Origin of the sequence: Kitasatospora sp. MMS16-BH015 (assembly GCF_002943525.1) — a bacterium.
Lineage (GTDB): Bacteria > Actinomycetota > Actinomycetes > Streptomycetales > Streptomycetaceae > Kitasatospora.
The window spans coordinates 7,587,578-7,609,443 of record NZ_CP025394.1 but is presented as its reverse complement, the minus strand read 5'-3'; the positions used below and the strand labels follow the sequence as shown (position 1 = coordinate 7,609,443).

The window sequence follows — 21,866 nt, the reverse complement described above, 5'->3', positions numbered from 1 at the left end:
GAATCTGACGGTTTCGGGGGAAACACCTGCGAAGACGCGGGTGCTGGCGGCCCGAAAAGCACACAATCGGTGCATGACATTTCGGGCCGCCTTCCCCCGGACTCGGGCCGCCTCCCCCCAGGCCCAGGCCGCCCCGGGCCGGGGCCGTCTCCCCCGGCTCCGGGCCGTCTTCTCCCGGCCGCCCCGGTACGCCGCGCTGCTCGCCGGGGCCGTCCCGGTGCTGGCCTTCCCGAAGCCGGGGCTGGCCGCCCTGGCCTGGGTGGCGCTGGTGCCGGGGTTCCTGCTGATGCAGCGGGCCCCGACCGCCCGGGAGGCCGCCGTCCGGGGCTGGTGGTTCGGCGCCGGCTTCATCCTCACCGGGATGTACTGGCTGATCCCCTCGGTCGGCCCCGGCCTGCTGGCCATCGCCCTGCTCTTCGGCGCCCTCACGGCGGCCGTCGGCCTGGCGGTCCACCACCTGCTCCACCCGCCGGTCACCGCCCGCCGGGCCCTCACCGCCCTGGTGATCGTCCCGGCGGTCTGGGTCACCACCGAGTACGCCCGCTCCTGGCACGCCCTCGGCGGGCCCTGGGCCCTGCTCGGCGCCACCCAGTGGCAGCACCCGGCGATCCTCGCCCTCGCCTCGGTCGGCGGGGCCTGGCTGCTCAGCGCGGCGGTGGTCGCGGCCAACACGGCCGTGGTCATCCTCCTCACGGCCCGCCCGCTCCGCCTCAAGGCCCTGGCGGCCGGCGCCCTGGCCTGCACCCTCGCCGCCGGGCCCGTCCTCTTCGCCTTCCGCACCCAGCCCTCCCCGGGCGACACGGCCACCGTGGCCCTGGTCCAGCCCGGCATCGTCGAGGACCCGCAGGCCCGGTTCGACGCCAGCGCCCGGATCACCGCCTCGCTCACCGGGCAGCCGCTCGACCTGATCGTCTGGGGCGAGAGCAGCTCCACCGCCGACCTCGACCGCGACCGCCCGGCCCTGGACAGCCTCCGCCGGCTCTCCGCCACCACCGGCGCCCAGCTGCTCGCCGGCGAGGACGCCCGCAAGGCCGACGGCCGGATCTCCAAGGACACCGTCCTGGTCACCCCGGACGGCATCGCCGCGCGCTACCGCAAGATCCGCCTCGTCCCCTTCGGCGAGTACATCCCGCTGCGGCCCCTGCTCGGCTGGATCGCGGGGGTCAGCCGCGCGGCGGGCGAGAACCGCGCCTCCGGCACCGCCTTCCACCTCCTCCCCACCGCCGACCGCACCGGCCGCCCGCTCCCGGTCGGCGCCCTGATCTGCTTCGAATCCGCCTTCCCAGACATGTCCCGCACCGCCGCCGACGACGGCGCCCGGCTGCTCGTCTACCAGTCCGCCACCTCCACCTTCCAATCCACCTGGGCCCCCGAACAGCACGCCTCCCTCGGCGCCCTGCGCGCCGCCGAAACCGGCCGCCCCGTCGTCCAGGCCTCCCTCACCGGCGTCTCCGTCGCCTACGACCGCCAGGGCCGCCGCCTGGCCCACCTCCCCACCACCGCCACCGGCGCCCTCACCGTCACCCTCCCCCTCGCCACCCCCACCGCCCGGACCTGGTACGACCGCCTCGGCGACTGGACCCCCGTCACCGCCGTCCTCCTCACCCTCCTCGCCACCCTCCGCACCTACACCCCCCGCCGCTCCTCCCCCACCCCGCGGGGCGCGGACTCCCGCCACCCGCAGCCGACCCGCCGGTGAGACCGTCGGCTCATCAGGGCAACTCCGGTCCTACGCTTGCCCCATGACCATTCAGCGCATGGACAACGTCGGCATCGTGGTGGACGACCTCGACGCCGCAGTGGCCTTCTTCACCGCCCTCGGGATGGAGCTGGAGGGGCGGATGGCGATCGAGGGGGAGTGGGCCGGGAAGGTGGTCGGGCTGAGCGGGATGCGCAGCGAGATCGCGATGATGCGGATCCCGGGCGCCCCGGGGCGGCTGGAGCTGGCGACGTACCACGCGCCGGGGCTGATCACCCCCGAGCCGGCCGTCGCCCCGGCGAACACGCTCGGGCTGCACCGCGTCATGTTCGCCGTGGACGACCTGGCGGCCACCCTCGACCGGCTCCGCCCGCTCGGTGGTGAACTGGTCGGCGAGGTGGCCAGGTTCGAGGACAGCTATCTGCTCTGTTACCTGCGGGGGCCGAGCGGGATCATCCTCGCCCTGGCCGAGCAGATCGGCTGACCCGGCCCGGCAGGACTACTCGCCCGTGGCAGCGTGGATGCCGAACACCCCGCCCTGGGCGTCCCGCAGCACGGCCAGCCGCGGGCCCCCGTCCATCTGGACGGGGGCCAGCACCACCTCCGCGCCCAGCCCGGCGGCCCGTTCGGCCGTCAGGTCCACGTCCGCGACAGCGAAGTACGGCATCCAGTGCGGCGGCACCTCCGGCGGGTACTGCTCGCCCATCTCGAGCATGCCGCCGAAGTCCTGGCCCGCGAGGCCCCACTGGGTGTAGCTCCCGCCGAGGGTGACGCTCCAGCCGAAGACCCGGGTGTAGAACTCCTTCGCCCCGGCGGTGTCCCGGGTGGCCAGCTCGACCCACCCCAGCGAGCCCGCCTCGTTCAGCACGGCGGCGCCGCCGAACGCCCGCGCCTGCCAGACCGAGAACACCGCCCCGGCCGGATCGGCCAGGATCGCGAACCGCCCCAGGTCGAAGACCTCCATCGGCTCCATCACCACCGAACCGCCCCGGGCCCGGGCCAGCTCGGCCACCGCGTCGGCGTCCGCCACCGCGAACGACACCGTCCAACTGGTCGGCCGGCCGGGCGGGTAGGCCGGGGCGAGCCCCGCCACCGGCGCCTCGCCCAGCAGCAGCGAGCTGTACCCGCCCGCCTCCGGCCGGGGGTCGGTCTCCACCCGCCAGCCGAACAGCTCCGCGTAGAACCACTTCGCCGCCTCCGGGTCCGATGTCGACAACTCGACCCAGCACGGCCCGCCGGTCTCCACCTCGGTCTGCTTCATACCGTTCCGTTCCTCTCCACATCGGTCACGTGAGCTCACCGGTCACGCAAGATCACTCGGCCCCGCCCGGGACCAGCAGCACGACCTTGCCGCGCGCGTGCCCCGCCTCCACCTCCGCGAGCGCCCGCCCGGCCTCCGCCAGCGGGTAGGTCTGCCCCACCATCGGGTCCAGTTCGCCGGCGGCGACCAGCGCGGCCAGCGCCACCAAGGTCTCCGCCCCGTGGGTGCGCCGTACGAAGGCCCCGTCCAGCTCCACCGCCGTCACCGGGTCCACCGTCGAGACCAGCCTCCCGGGCGGCCGCAGCAGCGGCGCCACCGCCCGCAGGTCATCCCCGCCCACCAGGTCGAGCAGCCCGTCCACCCCGCCCGGCGCAGCCGCCCGCACCCGCTCGGCCACGTCCTCCCCGTACGCCACCGCCCGCGCGCCCAGCGACTCCACGTACGCCCGCTTGCCCTCGCTCGCCGTACCGAGCACCACCAGCCCGGCCCGCCGGGCCAGCTGCGCGGCCACGCTGCCCACCCCGCCCGCCACCCCGAGGACCAGCACCGTCTCCCCGGCGGCGAGCCCCAGCTGGGCGAGCGCGTCGTACGCCGTCCCGGCCGCCACCGGCAGGGCGGCGGCCTGCACCGCCGAGACCCCGTCCGGCACCCGCGCCGCCTCCCCGGCGGCCAGCAGGGTGTGCTCGGCGTACCCACCGGCCAGCGGACGCCCGAAAACCGGGTCACCCACCGCGAACCCGGCCACCCCGTCGCCGAGCCCGCGCACCACCCCCGCCACCTCACCCCCGAACACGTGCGGCAGCGGCACCTCCCGGCCGAGCAGGCCGCGCCGCACCTTCCAGTCCACCGGATTAACCCCGGCCGCCCGCACCTCCACCAGCAGCTCACCCACACCGGGCACCGGCACCGGCCGCTCGACGAACGCCTGCCCGTCCGGCCCACCGAACGCCGTGAACGCGTACGCCTTCGACACCACCCGTCTCCTCTCGATCCCCCCGCCCAGCTTGCGGGCCCGACCCCCACCACGGGCGCCCAAGCTGCGCCGAACGAGGCAGCCACCCACCGCCTCCCCCGCCCCGCCCCGCCACCCCAGCCCCTCCCACTCCCACGGATCCCACCCCTCCTGCCCCCGCTGCCGCAGCCACCCGCCGTCTCCCCCTTCCACCCCCCATCCCCTCCTGCATCAGCTGCCGCGACCCCGCGTCATCCCCACGCAACATAGTTGTTCAAATTGGAACTACGGAGTACCGTCAGCCCCATGCCGAACGCCGCCACCATCCGCTCCCGGGTGCACATCCCCCTCGTCTTCCCCGATGGCTACCGGACCGAGGCCGAGGTCTTCACCTTCCACGGCCTCACCGACGGCCTCGAACACCTCGCCCTCGCCCTCGGCGCCCCCGACCCGGGCCGGTCGCCGCTGGTGCGGCTGCACTCGGAGTGCCTGACCGGCGACGTCTTCGGCTCCGCCCGCTGCGACTGCGGGCCGCAGCTGCGCGAGGCCGCCGAGCGGATCACCGAGACCGGCGGCTACCTGCTCTACCTCCGCCAGGAGGGCCGCGGCATCGGCCTCTACAACAAGCTGGACGCCTACGCGCTGCAGGACTCCGGCCTGGACACCTACGCCGCGAACGCCGCGCTCGGCCTCCCCGAGGACGGCCGCGACTACACCGCCGCGGCCCAGATGCTCACCACCCTCGGCGCCACCACCCTGCGCCTGCTCACCAACAACCCCGACAAGGCGGCCCAGCTCACCACCCACGGCCTCACCGTGACCGAGCGCCAGCCGACCGGCCTGCACCTCTCCCCCAGCAACCTCCGCTACCTGCACACCAAGGCCGCCGGCACAGCCACCACCCACGCCCACCACCTCCCCCTCGGCGCCTGAGCCCACCGCCCATCCGCCGGACGGGTGAGACCGCGTGGCGACACACCGGTACGTACGCCGACGGCCCGCAGGATGTACCCGATCAGACCCCGACCCCCGGGGTCCGTTCGACGGGAGAACATCCATGCGAATCAAGCGTTTCCTCGGTGCGGGTGCCGTGGCGATCGCCCTCAGCGGCGCCCTCAGCCTGCCCGCCCAGGCCGCCGACTCGTTCACCATCGCCGCGGCCGGCGGCTCGGGCGGCGTCTCCATCTGGTGCCCGGAGGGCATGCAGGTGACCAATCCGCACGTGACCAACGTGGACGGCAGCCCGCTGGACCCCAAGCAGCGGGTCGACACCACCGCCCTCGGCTCCGGCAGCGTCCCCAACGGCTTCGCCGCCTGGATCGCCCCCTACAACGGCTCGCCGACCCCGCCGGCCGACATCAAGGTGACCGTCACCTGCACCTGTTGAGCCACTGACGCCCGCCGGGAGCCCCGCACTCCCGGCGCACGCTCCGGCGGAGCCGATCGCCCGCCGGAGCCTTCCTCCTGACGCTCAGTCAGCTCGGCAATGCCGACGAAACCACGCGCGATCTCCTGGGACTGCCGTAACTTCACTGCGGAGAGCCTGAGTTCACCCAGTGGGGAGTTGGGAATGACCCTGGCCAGGAGCCTGCCGCGCGCGCTGCGCGGCGAATTCGAGGAGATCTTCGGCGCGAGCTTCGCCGAGGTGACGATACGCCAGAAGGGCCGGGGGGAACCGGCGCAGCACCTCGCCCGCACCTACGGCAGCGAGATCGACTTCGCGTACGGCGGCTACGATCCGCACACCCGGCAGGGCCGCGAGGTGCTCGGCCACGAGCTGGCCCACGTGCTCCAGCAGCGCCACGGCCGCACCGCCGACACCGACCCGCACGCCCTGGAGCTGGAGGCGGTCGAGGCCGGCCGCCGGGCCGGCCTCGGCGAGCCGGTCCGGCTGCCGGGCCGCACCGACCCGCGGCCGCACCGGGCTGTACAGCACTACACGGTGATCGCGGCCGCCAACTTCGCCGCCCAGGGCATCGCGGTGGTCAACCCGCAGAGCCACGCGCCGGTCCAGAACCAGGACAGCTTCATCGGCCAGACCAAGGGCGCGGTGGGCGGGGCGGCGAGCTCCTTCCTGACCGCCGGGGGCGCCGTCAACACCGTCTCCGCCAACCCGGCCGCCGTCGCGCTGCGCTTCTCGCAGAACCGCCGGCTGGCGGTCGAGGACGCCGACCTGACGAACCGGCAGCCCAAGGTCCTGTATGCCACCATGGCGATGATCAACGCCTCCAACGCCCGGCTGACGCTGATCGGTTCACCGATCCGGCTGCTGCCGGACGCTCCGGGCCCCAACCAGCAGACGGTTACGGCCGGCGGCAACCAGCTCTTCCGGGTGACCCCGCAGAACCTCGGCAACGCGACCTCCGGGCTGACCATGGACGCCGCGCAGAGCTGCGACGCGCTGATCTCCCAGGTGCTGGTCTCCGTGCTGCCCCCGCCGCAGCCGCGCTTCGACGGCAACCCGGCGGTGCCGCCGCACCTCATGGTCGAGTACCACGCCGCCCGGGCCGCACTGCCCGGCGCGCCGCTGCCGGTGCTCGACGACACCACGCCGGTGACCCGGCACACCACCGCCCGGCAGATCGGGGCGGCCTTCGGCGCCGCGACCCTCGCGCCGACCGCCGCCTTCACCGCCAACCTGCGCAGCTTCGGCCTCAACCAGTACGCGAACCCGGGCGTGGGCGAGGGCTTCGTGATCTGCACGCTGATGTCCGGGGTGCCCGGCTCCAGCCTGGTGCTCGGCAACAACCCGCCCTCCCAGACCGACTTCCACACCCTGATCGGCGGGGCGAACCCGGTGGTGATGAGCAACCTGACCTGGGGCTCGCACTGGGGCACCGTGATCGCCCGGGACGGCTCGGACGTGATCACGCTGGAGAACTACGCCCGCAAAACCGAGGACGCGCTGGCTGGCAACGACACCCGGTACTACTTCCAGATGTACCAGACCGACCCGGCCGCTCCGGCCGGCGGCCTGACCTGGCACCAGAGCTGGGCCGACCCGCCGATGATCGCCTACCCGGCACCGGTGCCGGCCGTGCCCCCGCCGCACCTGGCGCCCACCCACCGCCCGGCCTCCCCCGGTCAGCGCGGGTTCGTCAACCCGATCACCATGCGGGTGGCGCCGCTGCCCGACCGCTGGGACGCCCGGGCCACGGCGATGCACGGCGGGGTCACCCCCGACTCCGTGCAGGACCACCACGGCAACATCGCCGCCACGCCGACCGCCGAGGCCGAGGTCCGCGAGATCCTCAAGGGCCTCTACCTGGCCAACGCCCGGATCGCGGCCCACACCCACGAGACCAACGCCCGGCTCACGCTCTGGATCCACGCCCTGACGGCGGTGATCGCGGGCCAGCGCTTCCAGGAGAACATGCAGGCCGCCGACCGCACCCTGGCCCGGATCATCGCCCTGCGCGACATGGTCTGAGCCCGGAGCGGCCGGGCTCAGCGCCGCACCATCAGCCCCCGGCACTGCCAGCTGATCTGCTGCTGGGCGGGGCCGGGGCGCCGGTGCCCGTACTGGCCGGCCGCCACCGAGAGGCTGACGATCGGGTACGCCCGCCAGTCCGGGCCCACCCCGACCCCGTCGGCGTAGACCTCGGTGCCGTCCACCGACCAGCGCACCGAATCGGCCCCGAACACGCAGCCGATGGTGAACCAGGTGCCGGGGGTGACCACCCCGTCCGCGTACTCGGAGGCCTGCGGCCGGACGTGGTTGGTCAGCTCCAGCATCCTGGGGTGGTCGTCGTGGTACTCGAACACGTCCACCTCGCCGTGGCCCGGCTGCGGCCGGCCGGGCGCGGTGTCCCGGCCCCAGGTCCAGATCGCGGGCCAGGCCCCCTGCTGGGCGAGCACCTGGCACTCGGCGGTGAGCTGGTCACCGGGCAGCAGCTCGAACCCGCCCGCCGTGCCCTCGGTGGTGACCAGCGGGGTCTTCCACCACCCGCGCCCCCGCGAGGGCTGGCGGACCGCGGTGAACCGGCTCCCGTCCGGCCCGTAGCCGGGCACGATCCGGTCCAGCTTGTTGTCGCCCGGGTTCCGGCCGCTCGGCGGATAGGCGGAGCTGACGCCCGCCGCCCACTGGGTACGGTCCGAGAAGGGGGCGTCGAAGACCACTTCAGCCATGGCGGTGTCCTCCGGGGCACGGTGGTGGAGGTGGAAGAGTAACCACCGAGCCCCGGGTAACCGCCGGTACCGGGCGTATCCGCCCGGCCGGCAGCCCCGGGGCGTGCGCCCGGCGCCCGTGGGGTCAGTGCTGCCAGACCCGCACGTAGTCCACCTGCATGTCGGCCGGGGCCACCGTGAGGTTGTCCCCGTAGACGGCGTTGTCGAGGATCAGGTACTGCGGGGAGGAGGAGATCCCCGAGGTGATCTGCCCGACCTGCTTGCCGTCGTAGTAGTACGTCACCGAGCCGGGCTCCCAGTCGGCGCCGTAGGTGTGCCAGCCGGTGTAGCTGCCGGAGGCGCAGGAGCCGGGGCCGCCCGCGGGCGAGTGGTAGTGGTAGCAGGCGTTGCCGCCCAGGCCCTCCATCACGTCCATCTCGCCGTCGGCCGGCCAGTTCTGTCCGTCGGTCCAGAAGGCCGGCCAGTTGGCGATCGAGCTGCCCGAGGCCGGCAGGTAGATCCGGGCCTCGAACGCGCCGTAGGTGAACTGCGCCTTGCCGTTGCTGCTCACCATGCCGGACTTGTACGGGAAGGTGGTGCTGCCCACCGTGGTCGGCTGCTGGGTGACGTCCAGGTGCAGGCTGCCACCGCCCACGGTGGCCTGCGAGGGTGCGTAGGCGGCCTTCTCGTAGCTGTTGACCGGCACCGTGGTGCAGGTCGGGCAGCCGAACCAGTTCGCCGTCCACTTCGAGCCGTCCACAGCCGAGCCGTCGAACTCGTCCGCGAAGACCGACCGCCAGCTGCCGGGGATCCCGGTCGGCGCCGTACCCGAAGGCGTCGGCGACGGCGTGGGAGTCGGGGTCGGCGTCGGGGTGGGCGTGGGCGTGGGAGCGCCGACGGTGAAGCCGTTGACCGGGCTCAGCTGGTGCCAGGTGTTGCCGCTCTCGTAGGCGACGAAGTAGGTGTAGCTGCCCGCCGGGAAGGTGCGGGCGGGCGGGGTGAAGGTGCGCTGCTGGGCGGTCAGGGTGGTGGCGCCGGTGCCCTGGAAGTCGTAGGTGGCGCCGCTCGCCGAGCGGACGGCGATGGTGAGCGACTGGACCTTGGTGCGCTGGCTCGCGTGCAGCTTGGCGGTGGCGGTGACCGGGGCGCCGGGGGCCGGCGGGGAGACGGTCAGCGCGTCGACCGTGACCGGGGCGCCGGCCCGGGCCGGCGCGGCCCAGGCGGCGGTGCCGAGACCGGTGGCGAGCAGGGCGACGGCGAGCACGGCGGCGCGGCGGCGGCCGGCCGTGGGGCGGCGGTGTCTGGCGTGCGGGGGCATGGAGTGGGGTTCGGCCCTTCCTCGTTCCCCCCTCGGACAGGACGGAGCCCACCCGGCTCCGGCAGGGGAGCTGGGGGCTCGTTCTGTTGGAGCCTGCGTGAAGTGTCCATGCCCGGGCAAGGGAACGGAGCGTGACCTCGGCCACGCGATGTGCCGGGCCGCGCTCGGCGGTGCACCCTGGAGAGACGGGGGTCACGCCGCCGAGGGAGTGCGCCATGGCGCAGCAACAGCCGGTCACCGTGGTCGGAGCGGGTCCGTACGGATTGGCCGTGGCCGCCCACCTGAAAGCACGTCAGGTCCCGCTGCGGGTCTTCGGCGAGCCGATGGAGAGCTGGCGCGACCGGATGCCGGCCGGGATGTACCTGAAATCCACGCCGCTCGCCTCGGCGATCTCCGATCCGCTGGGGCGGCACCGCTTCCTGGACTTCCGCGCGCACACCGGGGAGGGCTGGGTCGGCGACCGGTACGCCATCCCGGTCGAGGAGTTCATCCGTTACGGAGAGTGGTTCCAGAGTCAGTGCGTACCCGAGCTGGAACGCACGGTGGTGACGGCCGTGGAGTCCGGCCCCGGCGGGCTGCGGCTGCGGCTGGCGGACGGGGAGGAGTACCCGAGCCGGGCAGTGGTGCTCGCCACCGGGCTCGGGCCGTACTCCTGGGTACCGCCCGAGCTGGCCCCGCTGGTCGAGGCCGGGCTGGCCTCGCACCCGGCCGAGCACGCCTCGCTGGCCCAGTTCGCGGGGCGGCGGGTGGCCGTGCTCGGGGCCGGGCAGTCGGCGCTGGAGAGCGCCGCGCTGCTGGCCGAGGCCGGGGCCGAGCCGATCGTGATCGCCCGCGCCCCGCAGCTGGTCTTCGGCGTCCCGCCCGAGCGCGAGCGCAACCGCTACCGGCCGCTGCGCGCCCGGCTGAGCCACCCCGGCTCCTCGCTCGGGCCCGGCTGGCCGCTGCTCGCCTACAGCCGGCTGCCCGGGGCCTTCCGCCACCTGCCGGACGACATCCGGGCGCAGAAGGTGCGGACGGTGCTCGGCCCGGCCGGCGCCTGGTGGCTGCGCGAGCGGGTGGACGGGCAGTTCAAGGTGCTCACCTCGCACCGGCTCCGCTCGGCCGGTGCGGCCGGCCGCACCGCCCGGCTCCACCTGGACGGCACCACGCCCATGGTCGAGGCCGACCACGTGCTCGCCGCCACCGGCTACCGGGTCGACCTCGACCGCCTCACCCTGCTCGACCCGGCGCTGCGCCGCGGCCTGCGCCGCTCCCCCGGCGGCTCCCCCCGGCTCGCCCCGAGCTTCGAATCCTCCATCCCCGGGCTCTACTTCACCGGCCTCTCGGCGGCCGATGCCTTCGGCCCGCTGATGCGCTTCGTGGCCGGCACCGGCTACGCCGCCCGCCGGATCAGCGCCGCCCTGGCCTGAGTGCCGGTGCTGCGGGCCAGGTGCGCCACGGCCCGGCCGCCGAACCGGGCCGCCTCCGCCAGGGCCGGCACCGGGTCGTCGGCGCTGAGCCAGGCCCGCTGCCGGGAGCGGCGCGGCTGTCGCGGCAGCCGCGCCGGCAGGGAGCGGGAGGCGACCGAGGTCATCAGATCGAGCTGGCCGACCACGAAGTCCCGCTCCAGCTGAGGCCCTTGCGGCACCGGCCGACCCGTCCGGTCGAGGTGCAGGGCGCGGACCACGTCCACGCCGCGCACCGTCTCGAAGAGCCGGAACTGCGCGCCCACCCGGGGGTTGAAGTCCACCAGCTTGTACCGGCCGTCCCGCAGGTCGAACCGCCAGTCCAGGTCGGCGGTACCGCAGTAGCCGATCCGGCGGCAGAATTCGGCGGCCAGCGAGGCGAGTTCGGGATTGGGCTCGGCAGCGGCCCGGACGGTCACCCCGCCGTCGGGCGGCCAGGAGCGGTACTTGCGGCCGGTGAAGACGGCCAGCGGCGTACCGCCGGGGCCGCAGCACAGGTGGGTGAACCAGTCCTGCGCGGACTCGGCGGGCAGGTACTCCTGGACCAGCACGCCGCCGTCGGCGGGGCAGGCGGCGAGCAGCTCGGCCTCGTCCGCCACCTTCGTGGTGTGCCCGACCGCGGGCCGACGCAGCCGGGCGAACGGCGCCAGGTTCTTCAGCACCACCGGGTATCCCAACTCCCTCGCCAGCACGACTAGTTCCTCCCTGCTGCCGGCCGCCCCGGAGTGCGGTGCGGCCACCCCGTGCGCCCGGCAGAGCCCGTACAGGCCGCCCTTGTCCGCCAGCCGGCGTGGCAGCGAGGCGGCCACCGGCGGCAGCAGCAGGTACGGCGACAGCTCGGCGGCGTGCTCGGCGAGCAGCACGGCGGCCTCGTCGTCCGTGGCCACCGCGACGCTGCGGCGCCCGACCGCCTGCGCGGCGGCGGTGATCCCGGCGAGCAGCTGCCCGGGCGGCTCCCGGCCGGTGCTGGGGCGGACCACGGCCCGCGCCAGGTAGCGCGAGAGGGCGGTCGGGGTGTACCGGTCCTCCACCATCGCGTGCACCGGCACCCCGAGCCGCCCGAGCGAGCGGACCACGCCCAGCGTGCTGTACGACTGCGGATAGTGGCCCACCTTCACCAGCAACACCGGTACCTCGCGGTCGAGTTCGGGCGACATGTCGACTTCCTCTCAGTGCTGCCTGATCAGTGCTGCCAGACGCTGACCCAGGCCACGTGCAGCTGGGCCGAGTCCACGCCGGCCGGCGGGGCCTCCTGGAAGCCGACCGCGAGGTCGAGCACCAGCTCCATCGCCACGTGCGGGATCATCGAGGGCTTGGTCACCTGGAAGCGCTGCACCCCGTCCACGTACCAGGTCACCGAGTCCGGCTCCCAGTCCATCGCGAACACGTGGTAGGTGGTGGAGAAGTCGGCGGCGCTGGTGGTCTGGCCGACGTGCCCGTCACCGCCGTCGGCGGTCTGCCAGTGCAGGTTCATGTCCACGTGCTGGTTGGTGTTGATGAACTCGGCGATGTCCAGCTCGGGCGGGGCGCTGCGGGACTCGGCGGGGATCAGCCAGAAGGCGGGGAACAGCCCCTCGGCATCGGCGGGGACCTTGATGGCGGCCGCGAAGTAGCCGTAGGTGAAGGTACGCCGGGGGGTGCCGTTCCAGGAGTCCCGGCCGGTGCTGACCATGCCGGAGGTCCACGGGTGGACGATGCCGTCGCTGCCCGGGGTGGGCTGCCGGGTGGCGGTCAGGGTCAGTCCGCCCTGGCCGACCTGCACCTGACCCGGCTGGTACCACTCGTCCTCGTGGTTGCCCTGGTTGGTGCAGCCGCCGTCGTTCCAGTCGAAGCAGGTGGTCCAGGTGCTGGGGTCCAGCGTGGGGCCGGAGAACGCGTCGTGGAGCACCGGGTGCCAGGGCCCGGGCACGGCCGGCTGATCGACCGGGTCGGTGCTGGCCGTCGCGTCGGCGGTGGCGTTCGGCGGCCGGGAGACGGCGCCCTTCGGGGCGACCGTCGGCTGCTCTGCCATCGGGCTGCCGCTGCAGGCGGCGGTCAGCGCGAGCAGCGCCGCCCCGGCGAACTCGGCCAGGTGCCGGCGCTGCCGCGCGCCGGATGGCAGGCGTGGCACGGCGAGCACCGGTCCACCCCGCCGCCGCAGCAGGGCCAGCACGGTGGTGAGCCCGGCCAGCAGCACGATCAGCCGCCCCGGGGTGAACGCCCCGGCCAGGTACAGGCCCACGGCGGTGACGGCGGACAGCGCACTGCTGAGCGTCACGCTCAGCACCACCGCGCCCAGCGGCCCGAAGGAGCGGCCGCCCGCTCCGGGCCAGGCCGCGCGCACCACGGCAGCACCGGGGCAGCCGAGCAGGAAGAGCCCGGTCACGAGAGCCCGCAGCGGGCTGCCCGGGTCGAGCGCGGTGGCCGCGAGCGCCGACCATCCGGAGGCGGCGAGCAGCCCGAGGGCCGGAGTGAGCCGCCACGGTCTCGGTTGGAGCGCAGAGGCGTTCATGGCTGGTCACTCCCGATCGGGGCCGAGCCCAGGCTGTCCGGGACGGACGAGGGGCTCACGGGGGCGGTGCCGGTGCCGGCGGGGGTGCCGGGGGCGTACAGGTAGACGACGGCGTCCTGGTTGGCGAAGACCGGACGGTAGTCCGGGGAGGAGGCGGCCACGGCGCGCGCCCGGTCCACGGTGTCGGCCGGCAGGACGCCGGTCAGCCGGCACTCGGCGGCCTGGGCCCGGGTGAGCACCAGGTAGGAGGGCCCGGTCAGGGTCCGGTCGTCCAGAGCGGCGACGAGCTCGGCGGCCGGGTCGGCGAGCAGCCGCTTCAGGTCGGGCAGCGGGGCCTGGGCCAGGACCAGCCACTGGTGCTCGTCGTAGCGGTCCTCACCGCCGGGCAGGTCGGCCGTCACGGTGACGATCCGCGAGCCGGCCGGGGCCGTCCGGGCGACGTACTGCGCGGCGGCGACCTCCTGCGGCGTGAAGTAGTTCATCGCCTCCTTGCTGTAGTAGCCGGCGAACAGACCGGCCAGCAGCACCAGGATCGTGCCGACCGAGCACCAGACCCGGAGCAGGTGGCCGCGGCTGGTGGGCACGACCAGCGTGGCACCGAGGAAGGCGGCGGCGGGGAGCGCGAAGAGGTAGGCCCGGAAGACCATCTCGCCGCCGTAGTTGTTGGCCAGCAGCAGCGGCAGCGGGCCGAGCAGCAGCCAGGGCAGCGGGGTGCGCCTGGTCCACCGGTGCCGCAGCAGGGCGAACAGCGCGAGCAGCAGCACCCCGGCGGTGAGACCGCGGTCGACCCAGGAGGCGATCACCTGGGCGGGCGCCGGGGCGGCCATCCGGGCGATGCCGGGCAGCGCGTTGTTGTCCGGTGAGGCCAGAGCGGCGATCAGCTTGGTGAGGTTCTCGCTGATGTAGGGCCGGGCCACCGTCGCGTCCCAGGCCAGGGTGAGGCCCACGGCCGCACCGAGCACCGGCAGCACGACGCTCCGGTAGCGGCGCCGCAGCGCCAGCAGGGCCAGCGTGCTGATCAGCATCAGCGGGGTGAGCTGGTGCGAGCAGACGATCGCGGCGATCAGCACCACCACCGCCAGGAAGGGCCCGAGCCGCCACCCGCTCCCGGGGGGCCGGCTGAGCGCCCGGGCCCCGGACGCCGCTCCGCCCTGCGGGTCGCCCGGCTGCGGCAGGCGGCGCAGCACCAGGGCGATCACCGTCACGTACAGCAGGTAGGCGAAGGCCTGCGGTGAGAAGTAGTCCTGTCCGATCCAGGAGGTCGCGAAGTACAGCCACACCGCGCCCCAGACCAGCCGCCGGTCGCCGGTGAGCGTCCGGAAGACCAGCAGCAGCGGCGCGATCAGCAGCAGGTTGGCCAGCAGGGGGTACCAGGCGGCCAGGCCGGCCGCCGAGGAGAGCCCGGTGGCCCGGAGCACGGCGCCGTTCAGCTCGAAGAAGCCGGGCCACTGGTTGTAGACGTCCAGGTGGCCGGCGTTCGGCACCGGGCCGCCGTGCCGCAGCATCGCGTCGATGATCGCCAGGTGCTTCCACGACCACGCGTAGCGCACGGTCGGGTAGAGCAGGCTCGGGGTGGCGTGGATGACCACGACCAGCGCGCAGACGTAGGCGGCGGGCCAGCGCCGGGAGGTGCGCGGCTCGCGCAGCGCGGTGGCGAAGCCGACGGTGAGCAGGGCCACCGCGGCCCAGTACGTCGGGGGGAGGGCCTGGATCAGGCCCAGGTCGCCCATCCGGCTCAGCCGGGTGCCGCTCAGGGCGAGGGCCCACAGGAGCAGGGCCAGCGGCAGCAGCACCCGGGCCGCCCACCCCGCACGGCTGGTGGGCGGGTGCCCACGGGCGGGGGCCGCGAGAACGGCCGGGGGACGCATGGCGTCCGCGGTCTGCTGATCGACCATCGGGATGCCCTCCTCGGGCTGTCGGGTCAGCTCACTGCGGTTCAGCTCTGCGAGGGGCCGCCGACGGGGCTGCCGATCGCCGCCCGGAACCGGCGGTAGGTGCGCCAGTAGCGGGTGTAGAGGGTCTCGTTGAACGGCGCCGTGCGGGCGCCCAGGCCCTCGGTCCAGTGCTGGAAGACCTCCGTGGGGGTGTCGTGGTGCAGCATCAGCCTGCTGATCCGCAGGGGGTCGTCGTCGGCCGAGCTGAAGCTGTTCTCCACCGCCGTGGCCGAGTGCCAGCCGGCTTCCCGGACGGTGCGTCGCACGGCGGGGCTGGAGTAGCCGTGCGGGTAGGCGAAGGCGGAGACCTCGTGGCCGAGTGCCTCCTCCAGGCGGTGCTTGCTGGTGACGATCTCATCGGTGACCTGCGCGCCCCTGATGACGTCCAGCTGGGCGTGGGTCTGCGAGTGGCCGCCGATCTCGATGCCGGTGGCGTCCAGGGTGGTGACCTGCCGCCAGTTGAGCATCGGCGCCGGCGGCAGCAGGCTGCCGGTGGGGCGCCCGCCGGGCGGGTGGATCGCGCCTACGGTGAGGTACAGCGTCGCGGGCAGCCCGAGGTCGTTCAGGATCGGGGCGACCGTCCAGTAGAAGTCGGCGAAGCCGTCGTCGAAGGTGAGCACCGCCGCCTTGGCGGGCAGCGCCGGGCCGCCGTGGACGGCCGCGACCAGGCGGCGCAGCGGCACCACCTCCAGGCCGCTGTCCACGATCCTGGCCAGCTGCTGCCGGAAGGCGGCCGGGCGCACCGTCCACGGGGCGATCCAGGCGGGCGGGTCGTCGGAGACCGAGTGGTAGAGGAAGACGGGCACGGCTCTCATGTCCGCCGCCCCCTCGCGTCCTCGCTCACCCGCACGGCCTCGGGCGCCGCCGGCCGGGGATCGGCGGCGGGCTTGACGCCCGGGGCGAGCCGGCCGCCCGCGTAGCCGACCACGGTGGCCGAGACGCCGCCGACCAGCGCGCCGGCCGCGGACCAGCGCCGCTGGGCGAGCGAGCGCCCCACGGCGGCCGGGATGGTCCGGCGCAGGTAGCGCCGTTCGCTGGCGAGCGCCGAGCGGGTGCCGGTGTACCCGGCCACCCGGGCCTTGGAGCGGCCCTCGGCGTAGCAGCGGCTGACGAAGTAGGAGACCTTGGCCCGGGCCGGCGGCACGTGCTGGCGCACCACCGCCCGCGGCTCGTAGCGCAGTTCGGCGCCGGGGTGCAGGGCGGTCAGCCGCAGGCAGAGCTCGGTCTCCTCGCAGCCGTAGGGGCTGGTGCCGACCCGCCCCAGGTCGCTGCGGAAGCCGCCGGCGGCGGCCACCGCGGCGCGCCGGAAGGACATGTTGGCGCCGATGAAGTTCCGTACGGCGGAGGTGTGTTCGGGCGAGCCGGGGTAGGAGCAGCCGACCACCCAGTCGAACTCGGGCGGGAACCAGCTCGGCCGCCCGCGCTCCCACCAGGAGGTGACCAGGCCGCCGACCCCGAGCACCGCGGGGTCCGCGTAGGGGGCGACCAGCTGCTCGGTCCAGTCCGGTTCGGCCACCGCGTCGTCGTCGAGGAAGGCGAGGATCTCGCCGCCCGCCGCGGCCAGTCCGGTGTTGCGGGCCCCCGAGACGCCGGGCCGCTCGGCGCTGAGCACCAGGCGGGCCTGCGGGTCGTGCCGGGCGAGCCGCTCGGCCAGCTCGGGGCAGTGGTCCACCACCAGGATGATCTCCTCGGGCGGCCGCTGCTGGGCCCGCACGGAGGCCAGGGCGGCGCGGACGTCGTCCCACCGGGCCATGGTGTAGCTGCAGATCACGACGGAGAGGGTCGGGGTGGTCATCGCGTGCTCCGGGAGGGTGAGGGCAGCCAGCGCGGCAGGGTGAGTAGCAGGCCGAGCGCCAGCAGACTGGAGGTGAGCAGCCAGGCCAGGCCGACGCCGGTCAGGCCGAGGGCCGGCAGCAGGGTGAGCACCAGGCTCAGCAGCATGGCTGCGAAGGCCAGTTGGGCGCCGAACAGCCAGCCGAGCGCCCGGCGCACCCGGGCGGCGCCGATCGCGACGGCGAGCACCGCGTTCGGCAGGGCGGAGAGCGCCATCAGCCGCAGGGCGGTGGCGCCGTGTTCGGCGTAGCCGGGGCCGAACAGCCGCAGGATCCAGGGGGCGGCCAGCGCGACGGTGGCGGTGGCCACGATCAGCAGCAGCCCGCTGTGCCGCAGCATCCGGCGGGCCAGCTCGCCGAGCCGCTCGGGGGCCCGGGCGGCCTCGACCACCAGCGAGCCGCCCATCGAGAAGGCGATCACGTAGAGGGTGTCGGAGATGACGTAGGCGAGCGAGTAGTAGGCGTTCTGCTCGGCGCCCAGGTGGCCGAGGACCAGCAGCGGCACGGTGCTGCTGGCCGCGATCCCGGCCAGGTTCCCCAGGTAGTCGGCGGTGGCGTAGCGGGCGACCCGCTCGGGCGCGGGGGCGCCGGTGCGGTCGGCCCGGTGGTGGGCGGGCACCGCGTGGCGGAACAGCACCACGTTGGTGAGCGCGATGGCCACCACCATGGCGCCGGCCCAGGAGAGCAGGATGCCGCTGGTCACGGCGAGGGCCGCGCAGGCGGCCAGCAGGACGGCCTTGGCCAGGGCGAAGACCGAGTTCTCCCCGAGCACCCAGCCCATCCGGCCCAGCCCCGTCAGCGCGCCGTCCTGCAGCACGAAGAGGGAGAACGCGGCGGCGGCGCCGGTGAAGGCGACGGCCAGGCCCGGGGTGCGCAGGTAGGACAGGGCCGGGGAGATCCAGGGCACGGCGAGCAGGAAGAGCGCGGCGGCCAGCGCGCTGGCCGCCGCGCTGACGGCGTAGCAGCGCAGCACCAGCCGCCGGGTGTGCCGCCCGGCGGTGGGCAGGAATCTGGTCAGCACGTGGTCGAGGTTGAACCGCCCGAGCGCGGAGAGCAGCCCGACGGCGGAGATCGCGGCATAGCTGCGGCCGACCGTCGCGGGGTCGTACCACCGGGTGGCGCAGACCCAGAACACCGACCCGAGCGCCGCCGCCACCACCGAACTGGCGGCCAGCAGCTGCCCGTTGCGCACCAGCGGCTCCCCCGGGCGCAGCGCCCGCAGCCGGGCCAGCAGCAGCGTGGCGAACCCGCACTGGCACGGCAGCGGCACCGGACAGGAGCACTCCCGAGCCCGCGGCGCGGCCAGCCCGGCGGTCATCACCGCTCACCCCTTCGTTCCATGCGGCGCTGCAGTCTGCGGCTGGCCAGGTAGGCGGCCGGGCCCTGCAGGACGCCCCGCAGGTCGATCCGGTCGAGCGAGGCGGGGGTGTCGCCGCGGCGGGCCTGGCGGAGACCGGCCGGGAGGCGGCGGAGCAGGGCCAGGAGCAGGCGGGGGCGGTCGAGCACGGCCGCCGTCAGGTAGGCGCCGTAGCCGACGCCGAAGCCGTGCAGCTGGGTGTCGAGGGCGGCGCCGGTGCGGCGGTGGCGGTGCCAGAGCAGGGCGTCCGGCTGGTAGGCCAGGGTGTGCCCGGCGGTGATCACCTGGAGGAAGGCGAGCAGGTCCTCGCCGCCGCCGGTGGGGGTGCCGGTGCCGGTGGCCGGGTCGAAGCCGCCGATGCCGCGCAGCACGGAGGTCCGGAAGGCCATGTTGGCGCCGGTGCCGTACCGGCTGCCCGCGAACGGGAAGAGCGGGTCACCGGGCGGTTCGCGCAGCGACCAGCGCCGGGGCGCGAAGCCCCGGCCGAAGCCGAAGTCCCGCTCGAACTGCACCTGCGCCTCGGTCTCCAGCTCGGCGGGCAGCACCAGGCCGGTGACGCACCCGACCGCGGGCTCCGCCCGGAAGGTCGCGGCCAGCGCCCCCACCCAGCCGGGCTCCACCACGGCGTCGTCGTCGGTGAAGGCGCAGACCTCGCCCCGCGCGGCCGCCAGCCCGGTGTTCCGGGCCCTGGCCAGACCGGGCAGCGGCTCGCGCAGGTAGGTGACGCTCCCGGCATAGCGCTCCCGCACCAGCCGCTCGGTGGCGTCGGTGCCGGGAGCGTTGTCGACCAGCAGCAGTTCGAACGGCCGGTGCGTGGTGCGCAGCAGCGCGTCCAGGCAGCCGGGGAGCAGCGGGGTGCGGTCCCGGGTGCACAGGATGACGCTCACCGCGGGCCCGTCGAGGGCCGCCACGGCGGCCCCGGGCTCGGGCAACTCACCGGCGGCCCGGGCGAGTTCGTCCATCAGTGGCGCACCGCCCACGGCCCGGGTGAGCGCCAGCGGGTGCCCGTGCCGCCGCAGCAGCGCCAGCACCGGCCCGCCGCCCACCGTGGTGGGCAGCCCGCCGGGGGCGCGCAGCACGGCCGGTTCGTCCAACTCGTACGCGACCACCCGGGCCGGCTCGACCACCAGGGTCATGACGGCTCACCGGCCCGCAGGGACGCGTGCTGGCGGTGCACGCTGCGCAGGTACCCGACCGGCCCGTACAGCAGGCCGCGGAACTCCAGCCGGGCCAGCGCGCCGTCGTGCACCGCGTTGACGGCGGCCGGGGGGCAGGCCCGCCGGGCCGCGTACCACTTCCGGACGCCCAGCGGCAGCCGGCGCACCAACTCGGCGAGTACGGCGGGCTGGTGGGTGACGGCCGCGGCCAGGTAGGCACCGAAGCCGACGCCGAAGCCGAAGACGTGGTCCACCAGGTCCTGCCGGGTGCGCGGGTGGCGGTGCCAGACGATCGCGTCGGGCTGGTAGGCGATGGTGTGCCCGGCGCCCAACACCCGGAAGAAGGCCAGCAGTTCCTCGCCGCCCCGGGCGGGGGTGCCGGTGCCGGTGGCCGGGTCGAAGCCGCCGAGGCGGCGCAGCACGGAGGTGCGGAAGGCCATGTTCGCCCCGGAGCCGAAGCGGCCGACGGAGAACCGCAGCAGCGGGTCCTCGGCGAGTTCGCGCAGCGACCAGCTGCGGGCGGTGAAGCCCCGCGAGTAGCCGCCGTAGCGCTCCAGGGTGGCCTGCGCCTCGGTCTCCAGCTCGGCGGGCAGCACGAGCCCGGTGACGCAGGCGACGCCCTCGTCCTCGCCGAAGCGCTCGGCGAGGGCCTGCACCCAGCCGGCGTCCACGATCAGGTCGTCGTCGGCGAAGGCGCAGAGCTCGCCGCTCGCGGCGGCGAGCCCGGTGTTCCGGGCCCGGGCCAGGCCCGCCACCGGCTCGCGCAGGTAGCGGACCAGGCCCGGGTAGCACGCCTGGACGAGTTCCTTCGTGGCATCGTCGCCGGGCGCGTTGTCCACGACGATGACCTCGACCCGCGGGTAGCCGGTCCGCAGCAGGGAGTCGAGGCACTGTCGCAGCATCCCCGGCCGGTCGCGGGTGCAGACCACCACACTGACGGTCGGAGGGTCCGCCGGCACCCGGGCGCGGCCGACCCGACTTCGGCGCGCCGCGGGTGTCGCGGTGGACAGGGCGGGAACGGGCAGTTCCCGGTAGGCGGCATCGACCAGCGCCCGGCGCAGCCCGGCGGTGTCGCCGGGGGTGCCGGTGGCCGTGACCAAGCCGAGCGGGTGTCCGTGCAGCCGCACCAACGCCAGCACGCGGCCGCCCGGGTCGGCCGGCCCGAGGCCACCGGGCGAGCGCAGCTCACCGGGCGCGTCCAGGTCCAGTTCGGCGACGCCGACGGGGGTGCGGAGCGAGTCACGGGCGGCGGGGCGCGGGCAGGCTGCTGCGGTGCGCCGGTCGGAGCCATTCATCATCGCTCCCCCACGGCGTGGAGCGCCGCGGACCGGGCACCGGGGCGCTCGGCGAGCAAGGTCCGCAGCACCCGGCGGCCGTCGGAGACGGCGTGCAGGTGCGAGCGGCCACTGCGGCGGGGAAGTTCGAGGCTGGGCACCTCGGCGATCCGAAGGCCCGAGCGGAGGGCGTGCGCGATCATCTCGGCCTCGATCTCGAAGCCCGAGGAGCGCAGGTCCAGGGTGTCCAGGAAGCTGCGGCGGAAGGCGCAGTAGCCGTAGCAGAGGTCGGTGAGCCGGGTGTGGTAGAGCTGGTTGACCAGCGCGAGCAGCGCCCGGTTGCCGAGCGAGCGCACCCGGGTGAAGTCGAGCGAGCCGCCGCCGGCGATGCAGCGCGAGCCCTTGACGAAGTCGTAGCCGTTGTCGAGGAAGTGCAGGTAGTGCGGGATCTCCCCGGGCCACATCGAGCCGTCGGCGTCCATCATCACGATGTACTCGCCGGTGGCGGCCTCGAAGCCGGTGCGCAGCGCGTTGCCCTTGCCGGGGCCGCTCTGCTGGACGCTGCGCACGCTCGGCAGGCAGTGGCTGGCGATCGCCACGGTCGCGTCGGTGGAGGACCCGTCGACCAGGATCACCTCGCCGACGCAGCGCGGGATCTGCTCGAAGACCCACGGGATGTTCCGGGCCTCGTTGCGCGCCGGGACCACCAGGCTGACGGTGTGGCGGCTGACGTAGCCGTCCGTCGCACGGCGCATGGGCCGGCGGTGCGGCGCCGCGAGGTCCTCGGCCCGGCGCATCGGTCGGACATTGGGAGGCAGAGTGCTGCTCATCACGGACGGCCTCTCCTGAGGCGGGGGTACGCCGGATACTCAGGCGTACGCGGAGACAGGGCGCGAAGCCCCGGGCGATACAACGGCCCCCGATACGATCCCCCGGAACCCCCTGCCACCCCCTGGTTGAGCCCATCATTCGCGCCCTACCGAGGGCCTGTCAACCCTTATGTCCGCATTACGTAGCTTTTCCTACGCCATGCCCGATT

The 21,866-nt window shown here is 74.7% G+C and carries 19 protein-coding genes; 6 read left to right on the top strand and 13 right to left on the bottom strand.

Annotation, left to right across the window (positions count from 1 at the left end):
• Nucleotides 1-73: 73 nt before the first annotated feature.
• Both lnt and CFP65_RS32615 read left to right on the top strand, forming a co-directional pair.
• Nucleotides 74-1,699 carry an apolipoprotein N-acyltransferase gene (lnt, locus tag CFP65_RS32620; protein ID WP_104819553.1) on the top strand — a complete coding sequence of 542 codons (1,626 nt, stop codon included), beginning with the start codon at nucleotides 74-76 and terminating at the stop codon, nucleotides 1,697-1,699.
• A 43-nt stretch (nucleotides 1,700-1,742) separates the two neighbouring features.
• Complete coding sequence (locus CFP65_RS32615) at nucleotides 1,743-2,183, top strand: VOC family protein (RefSeq protein WP_104819552.1); 441 nt, start codon at nucleotides 1,743-1,745, stop codon at nucleotides 2,181-2,183.
• Between the two features lie 15 nt (nucleotides 2,184-2,198).
• Here CFP65_RS32615 and CFP65_RS32610 read toward each other — a convergent pair whose 3' ends face one another.
• Together CFP65_RS32610 and CFP65_RS32605 are read right to left on the bottom strand one after the other, a co-directional pair.
• Complete coding sequence (locus tag CFP65_RS32610; protein ID WP_104819551.1) at nucleotides 2,199-2,960, bottom strand: VOC family protein; 762 nt, start codon at nucleotides 2,958-2,960, stop codon at nucleotides 2,199-2,201.
• 52 nt (nucleotides 2,961-3,012) lie between these two features.
• The gene (locus CFP65_RS32605; RefSeq protein ID WP_104819550.1) at nucleotides 3,013-3,933 is read right to left on the bottom strand and encodes an NADP-dependent oxidoreductase; all 921 of its coding nucleotides are present in this window, start codon (nucleotides 3,931-3,933) and stop codon (nucleotides 3,013-3,015) included.
• A gap of 285 nt (nucleotides 3,934-4,218) precedes the next feature.
• Here CFP65_RS32605 and ribA point away from each other — a divergent pair, with 285 nt between their 5' ends.
• From ribA to CFP65_RS39370, 3 genes are all read left to right on the top strand, one after another.
• Entirely contained in the window at nucleotides 4,219-4,845 is a 627-nt protein-coding gene (gene ribA / locus CFP65_RS32600) for a GTP cyclohydrolase II (RefSeq protein WP_104819549.1), read from the top strand.
• Nucleotides 4,846-4,969: 124 nt separating this feature from the next.
• Nucleotides 4,970-5,299 (top strand): hypothetical protein, encoded by a 330-nt coding sequence (locus tag CFP65_RS32595; protein ID WP_104819548.1) that lies wholly within the window; start codon nucleotides 4,970-4,972, stop codon nucleotides 5,297-5,299.
• 183 nt (nucleotides 5,300-5,482) lie between these two features.
• Nucleotides 5,483-7,342: a DUF4157 domain-containing protein gene (locus CFP65_RS39370; RefSeq protein ID WP_217368207.1), complete on the top strand. Its 1,860-nt coding sequence runs from the start codon at nucleotides 5,483-5,485 to the stop codon at nucleotides 7,340-7,342.
• A gap of 17 nt (nucleotides 7,343-7,359) precedes the next feature.
• Here CFP65_RS39370 and CFP65_RS32585 read toward each other — a convergent pair whose 3' ends face one another.
• Entirely contained in the window at nucleotides 7,360-8,040 is a 681-nt protein-coding gene (locus tag CFP65_RS32585; RefSeq protein ID WP_104819547.1) for a family 16 glycosylhydrolase, read from the bottom strand.
• Between the two features lie 124 nt (nucleotides 8,041-8,164).
• Nucleotides 8,165-9,337 carry a family 16 glycosylhydrolase gene (locus CFP65_RS32580; protein WP_104819546.1) on the bottom strand — a complete coding sequence of 391 codons (1,173 nt, stop codon included), beginning with the start codon at nucleotides 9,335-9,337 and terminating at the stop codon, nucleotides 8,165-8,167.
• A 215-nt stretch (nucleotides 9,338-9,552) separates the two neighbouring features.
• Here CFP65_RS32580 and CFP65_RS32575 point away from each other — a divergent pair, with 215 nt between their 5' ends.
• On the top strand, nucleotides 9,553-10,746 hold the full coding sequence (locus tag CFP65_RS32575; RefSeq protein ID WP_104819545.1) for an FAD-dependent oxidoreductase: 1,194 nt from the start codon (nucleotides 9,553-9,555) through the stop codon (nucleotides 10,744-10,746).
• Here CFP65_RS32575 and CFP65_RS32570 read toward each other — a convergent pair.
• Genes CFP65_RS32570 through CFP65_RS32530 form a run of 9 tightly spaced genes read right to left on the bottom strand, consistent with a single transcriptional unit; the run spans nucleotide 10,710 to nucleotide 21,657 of the window.
• Entirely contained in the window at nucleotides 10,710-11,939 is a 1,230-nt protein-coding gene (locus CFP65_RS32570; RefSeq protein ID WP_174805593.1) for an ATP-grasp domain-containing protein, read from the bottom strand. The two genes, CFP65_RS32575 and CFP65_RS32570, sit on opposite strands and share 37 nt — an antisense overlap.
• 26 nt (nucleotides 11,940-11,965) lie before the next feature.
• Entirely contained in the window at nucleotides 11,966-13,273 is a 1,308-nt protein-coding gene (locus tag CFP65_RS32565) for a glycoside hydrolase family 16 protein (protein WP_104819544.1), read from the bottom strand.
• Complete coding sequence (locus tag CFP65_RS32560) at nucleotides 13,270-15,168, bottom strand: glycosyltransferase (RefSeq protein WP_104819543.1); 1,899 nt, start codon at nucleotides 15,166-15,168, stop codon at nucleotides 13,270-13,272. Before CFP65_RS32560 ends, CFP65_RS32565 begins: the two co-directional genes overlap by 4 nt.
• A gap of 41 nt (nucleotides 15,169-15,209) precedes the next feature.
• Complete coding sequence (locus CFP65_RS32555; protein WP_104819542.1) at nucleotides 15,210-16,022, bottom strand: polysaccharide deacetylase family protein; 813 nt, start codon at nucleotides 16,020-16,022, stop codon at nucleotides 15,210-15,212.
• The gene (locus tag CFP65_RS32550; protein ID WP_104819541.1) at nucleotides 16,019-17,002 is read right to left on the bottom strand and encodes a glycosyltransferase family 2 protein; all 984 of its coding nucleotides are present in this window, start codon (nucleotides 17,000-17,002) and stop codon (nucleotides 16,019-16,021) included. The genes CFP65_RS32555 and CFP65_RS32550 overlap by 4 nt, the downstream gene beginning before the upstream one ends.
• Entirely contained in the window at nucleotides 16,999-18,357 is a 1,359-nt protein-coding gene (locus tag CFP65_RS32545; RefSeq protein WP_104819540.1) for a lipopolysaccharide biosynthesis protein, read from the bottom strand. Before CFP65_RS32545 ends, CFP65_RS32550 begins: the two co-directional genes overlap by 4 nt.
• Nucleotides 18,357-19,532 (bottom strand): glycosyltransferase family 2 protein, encoded by a 1,176-nt coding sequence (locus CFP65_RS32540; RefSeq protein WP_254552688.1) that lies wholly within the window; start codon nucleotides 19,530-19,532, stop codon nucleotides 18,357-18,359. The genes CFP65_RS32545 and CFP65_RS32540 overlap by 1 nt, the downstream gene beginning before the upstream one ends.
• On the bottom strand, nucleotides 19,529-20,848 hold the full coding sequence (locus CFP65_RS32535) for a glycosyltransferase family 2 protein (RefSeq protein ID WP_104819539.1): 1,320 nt from the start codon (nucleotides 20,846-20,848) through the stop codon (nucleotides 19,529-19,531). The genes CFP65_RS32540 and CFP65_RS32535 overlap by 4 nt, the downstream gene beginning before the upstream one ends.
• Complete coding sequence (locus CFP65_RS32530; protein ID WP_104819538.1) at nucleotides 20,848-21,657, bottom strand: glycosyltransferase family 2 protein; 810 nt, start codon at nucleotides 21,655-21,657, stop codon at nucleotides 20,848-20,850. Before CFP65_RS32530 ends, CFP65_RS32535 begins: the two co-directional genes overlap by 1 nt.
• Between the last annotated feature and the right edge of the window lie 209 nt (nucleotides 21,658-21,866).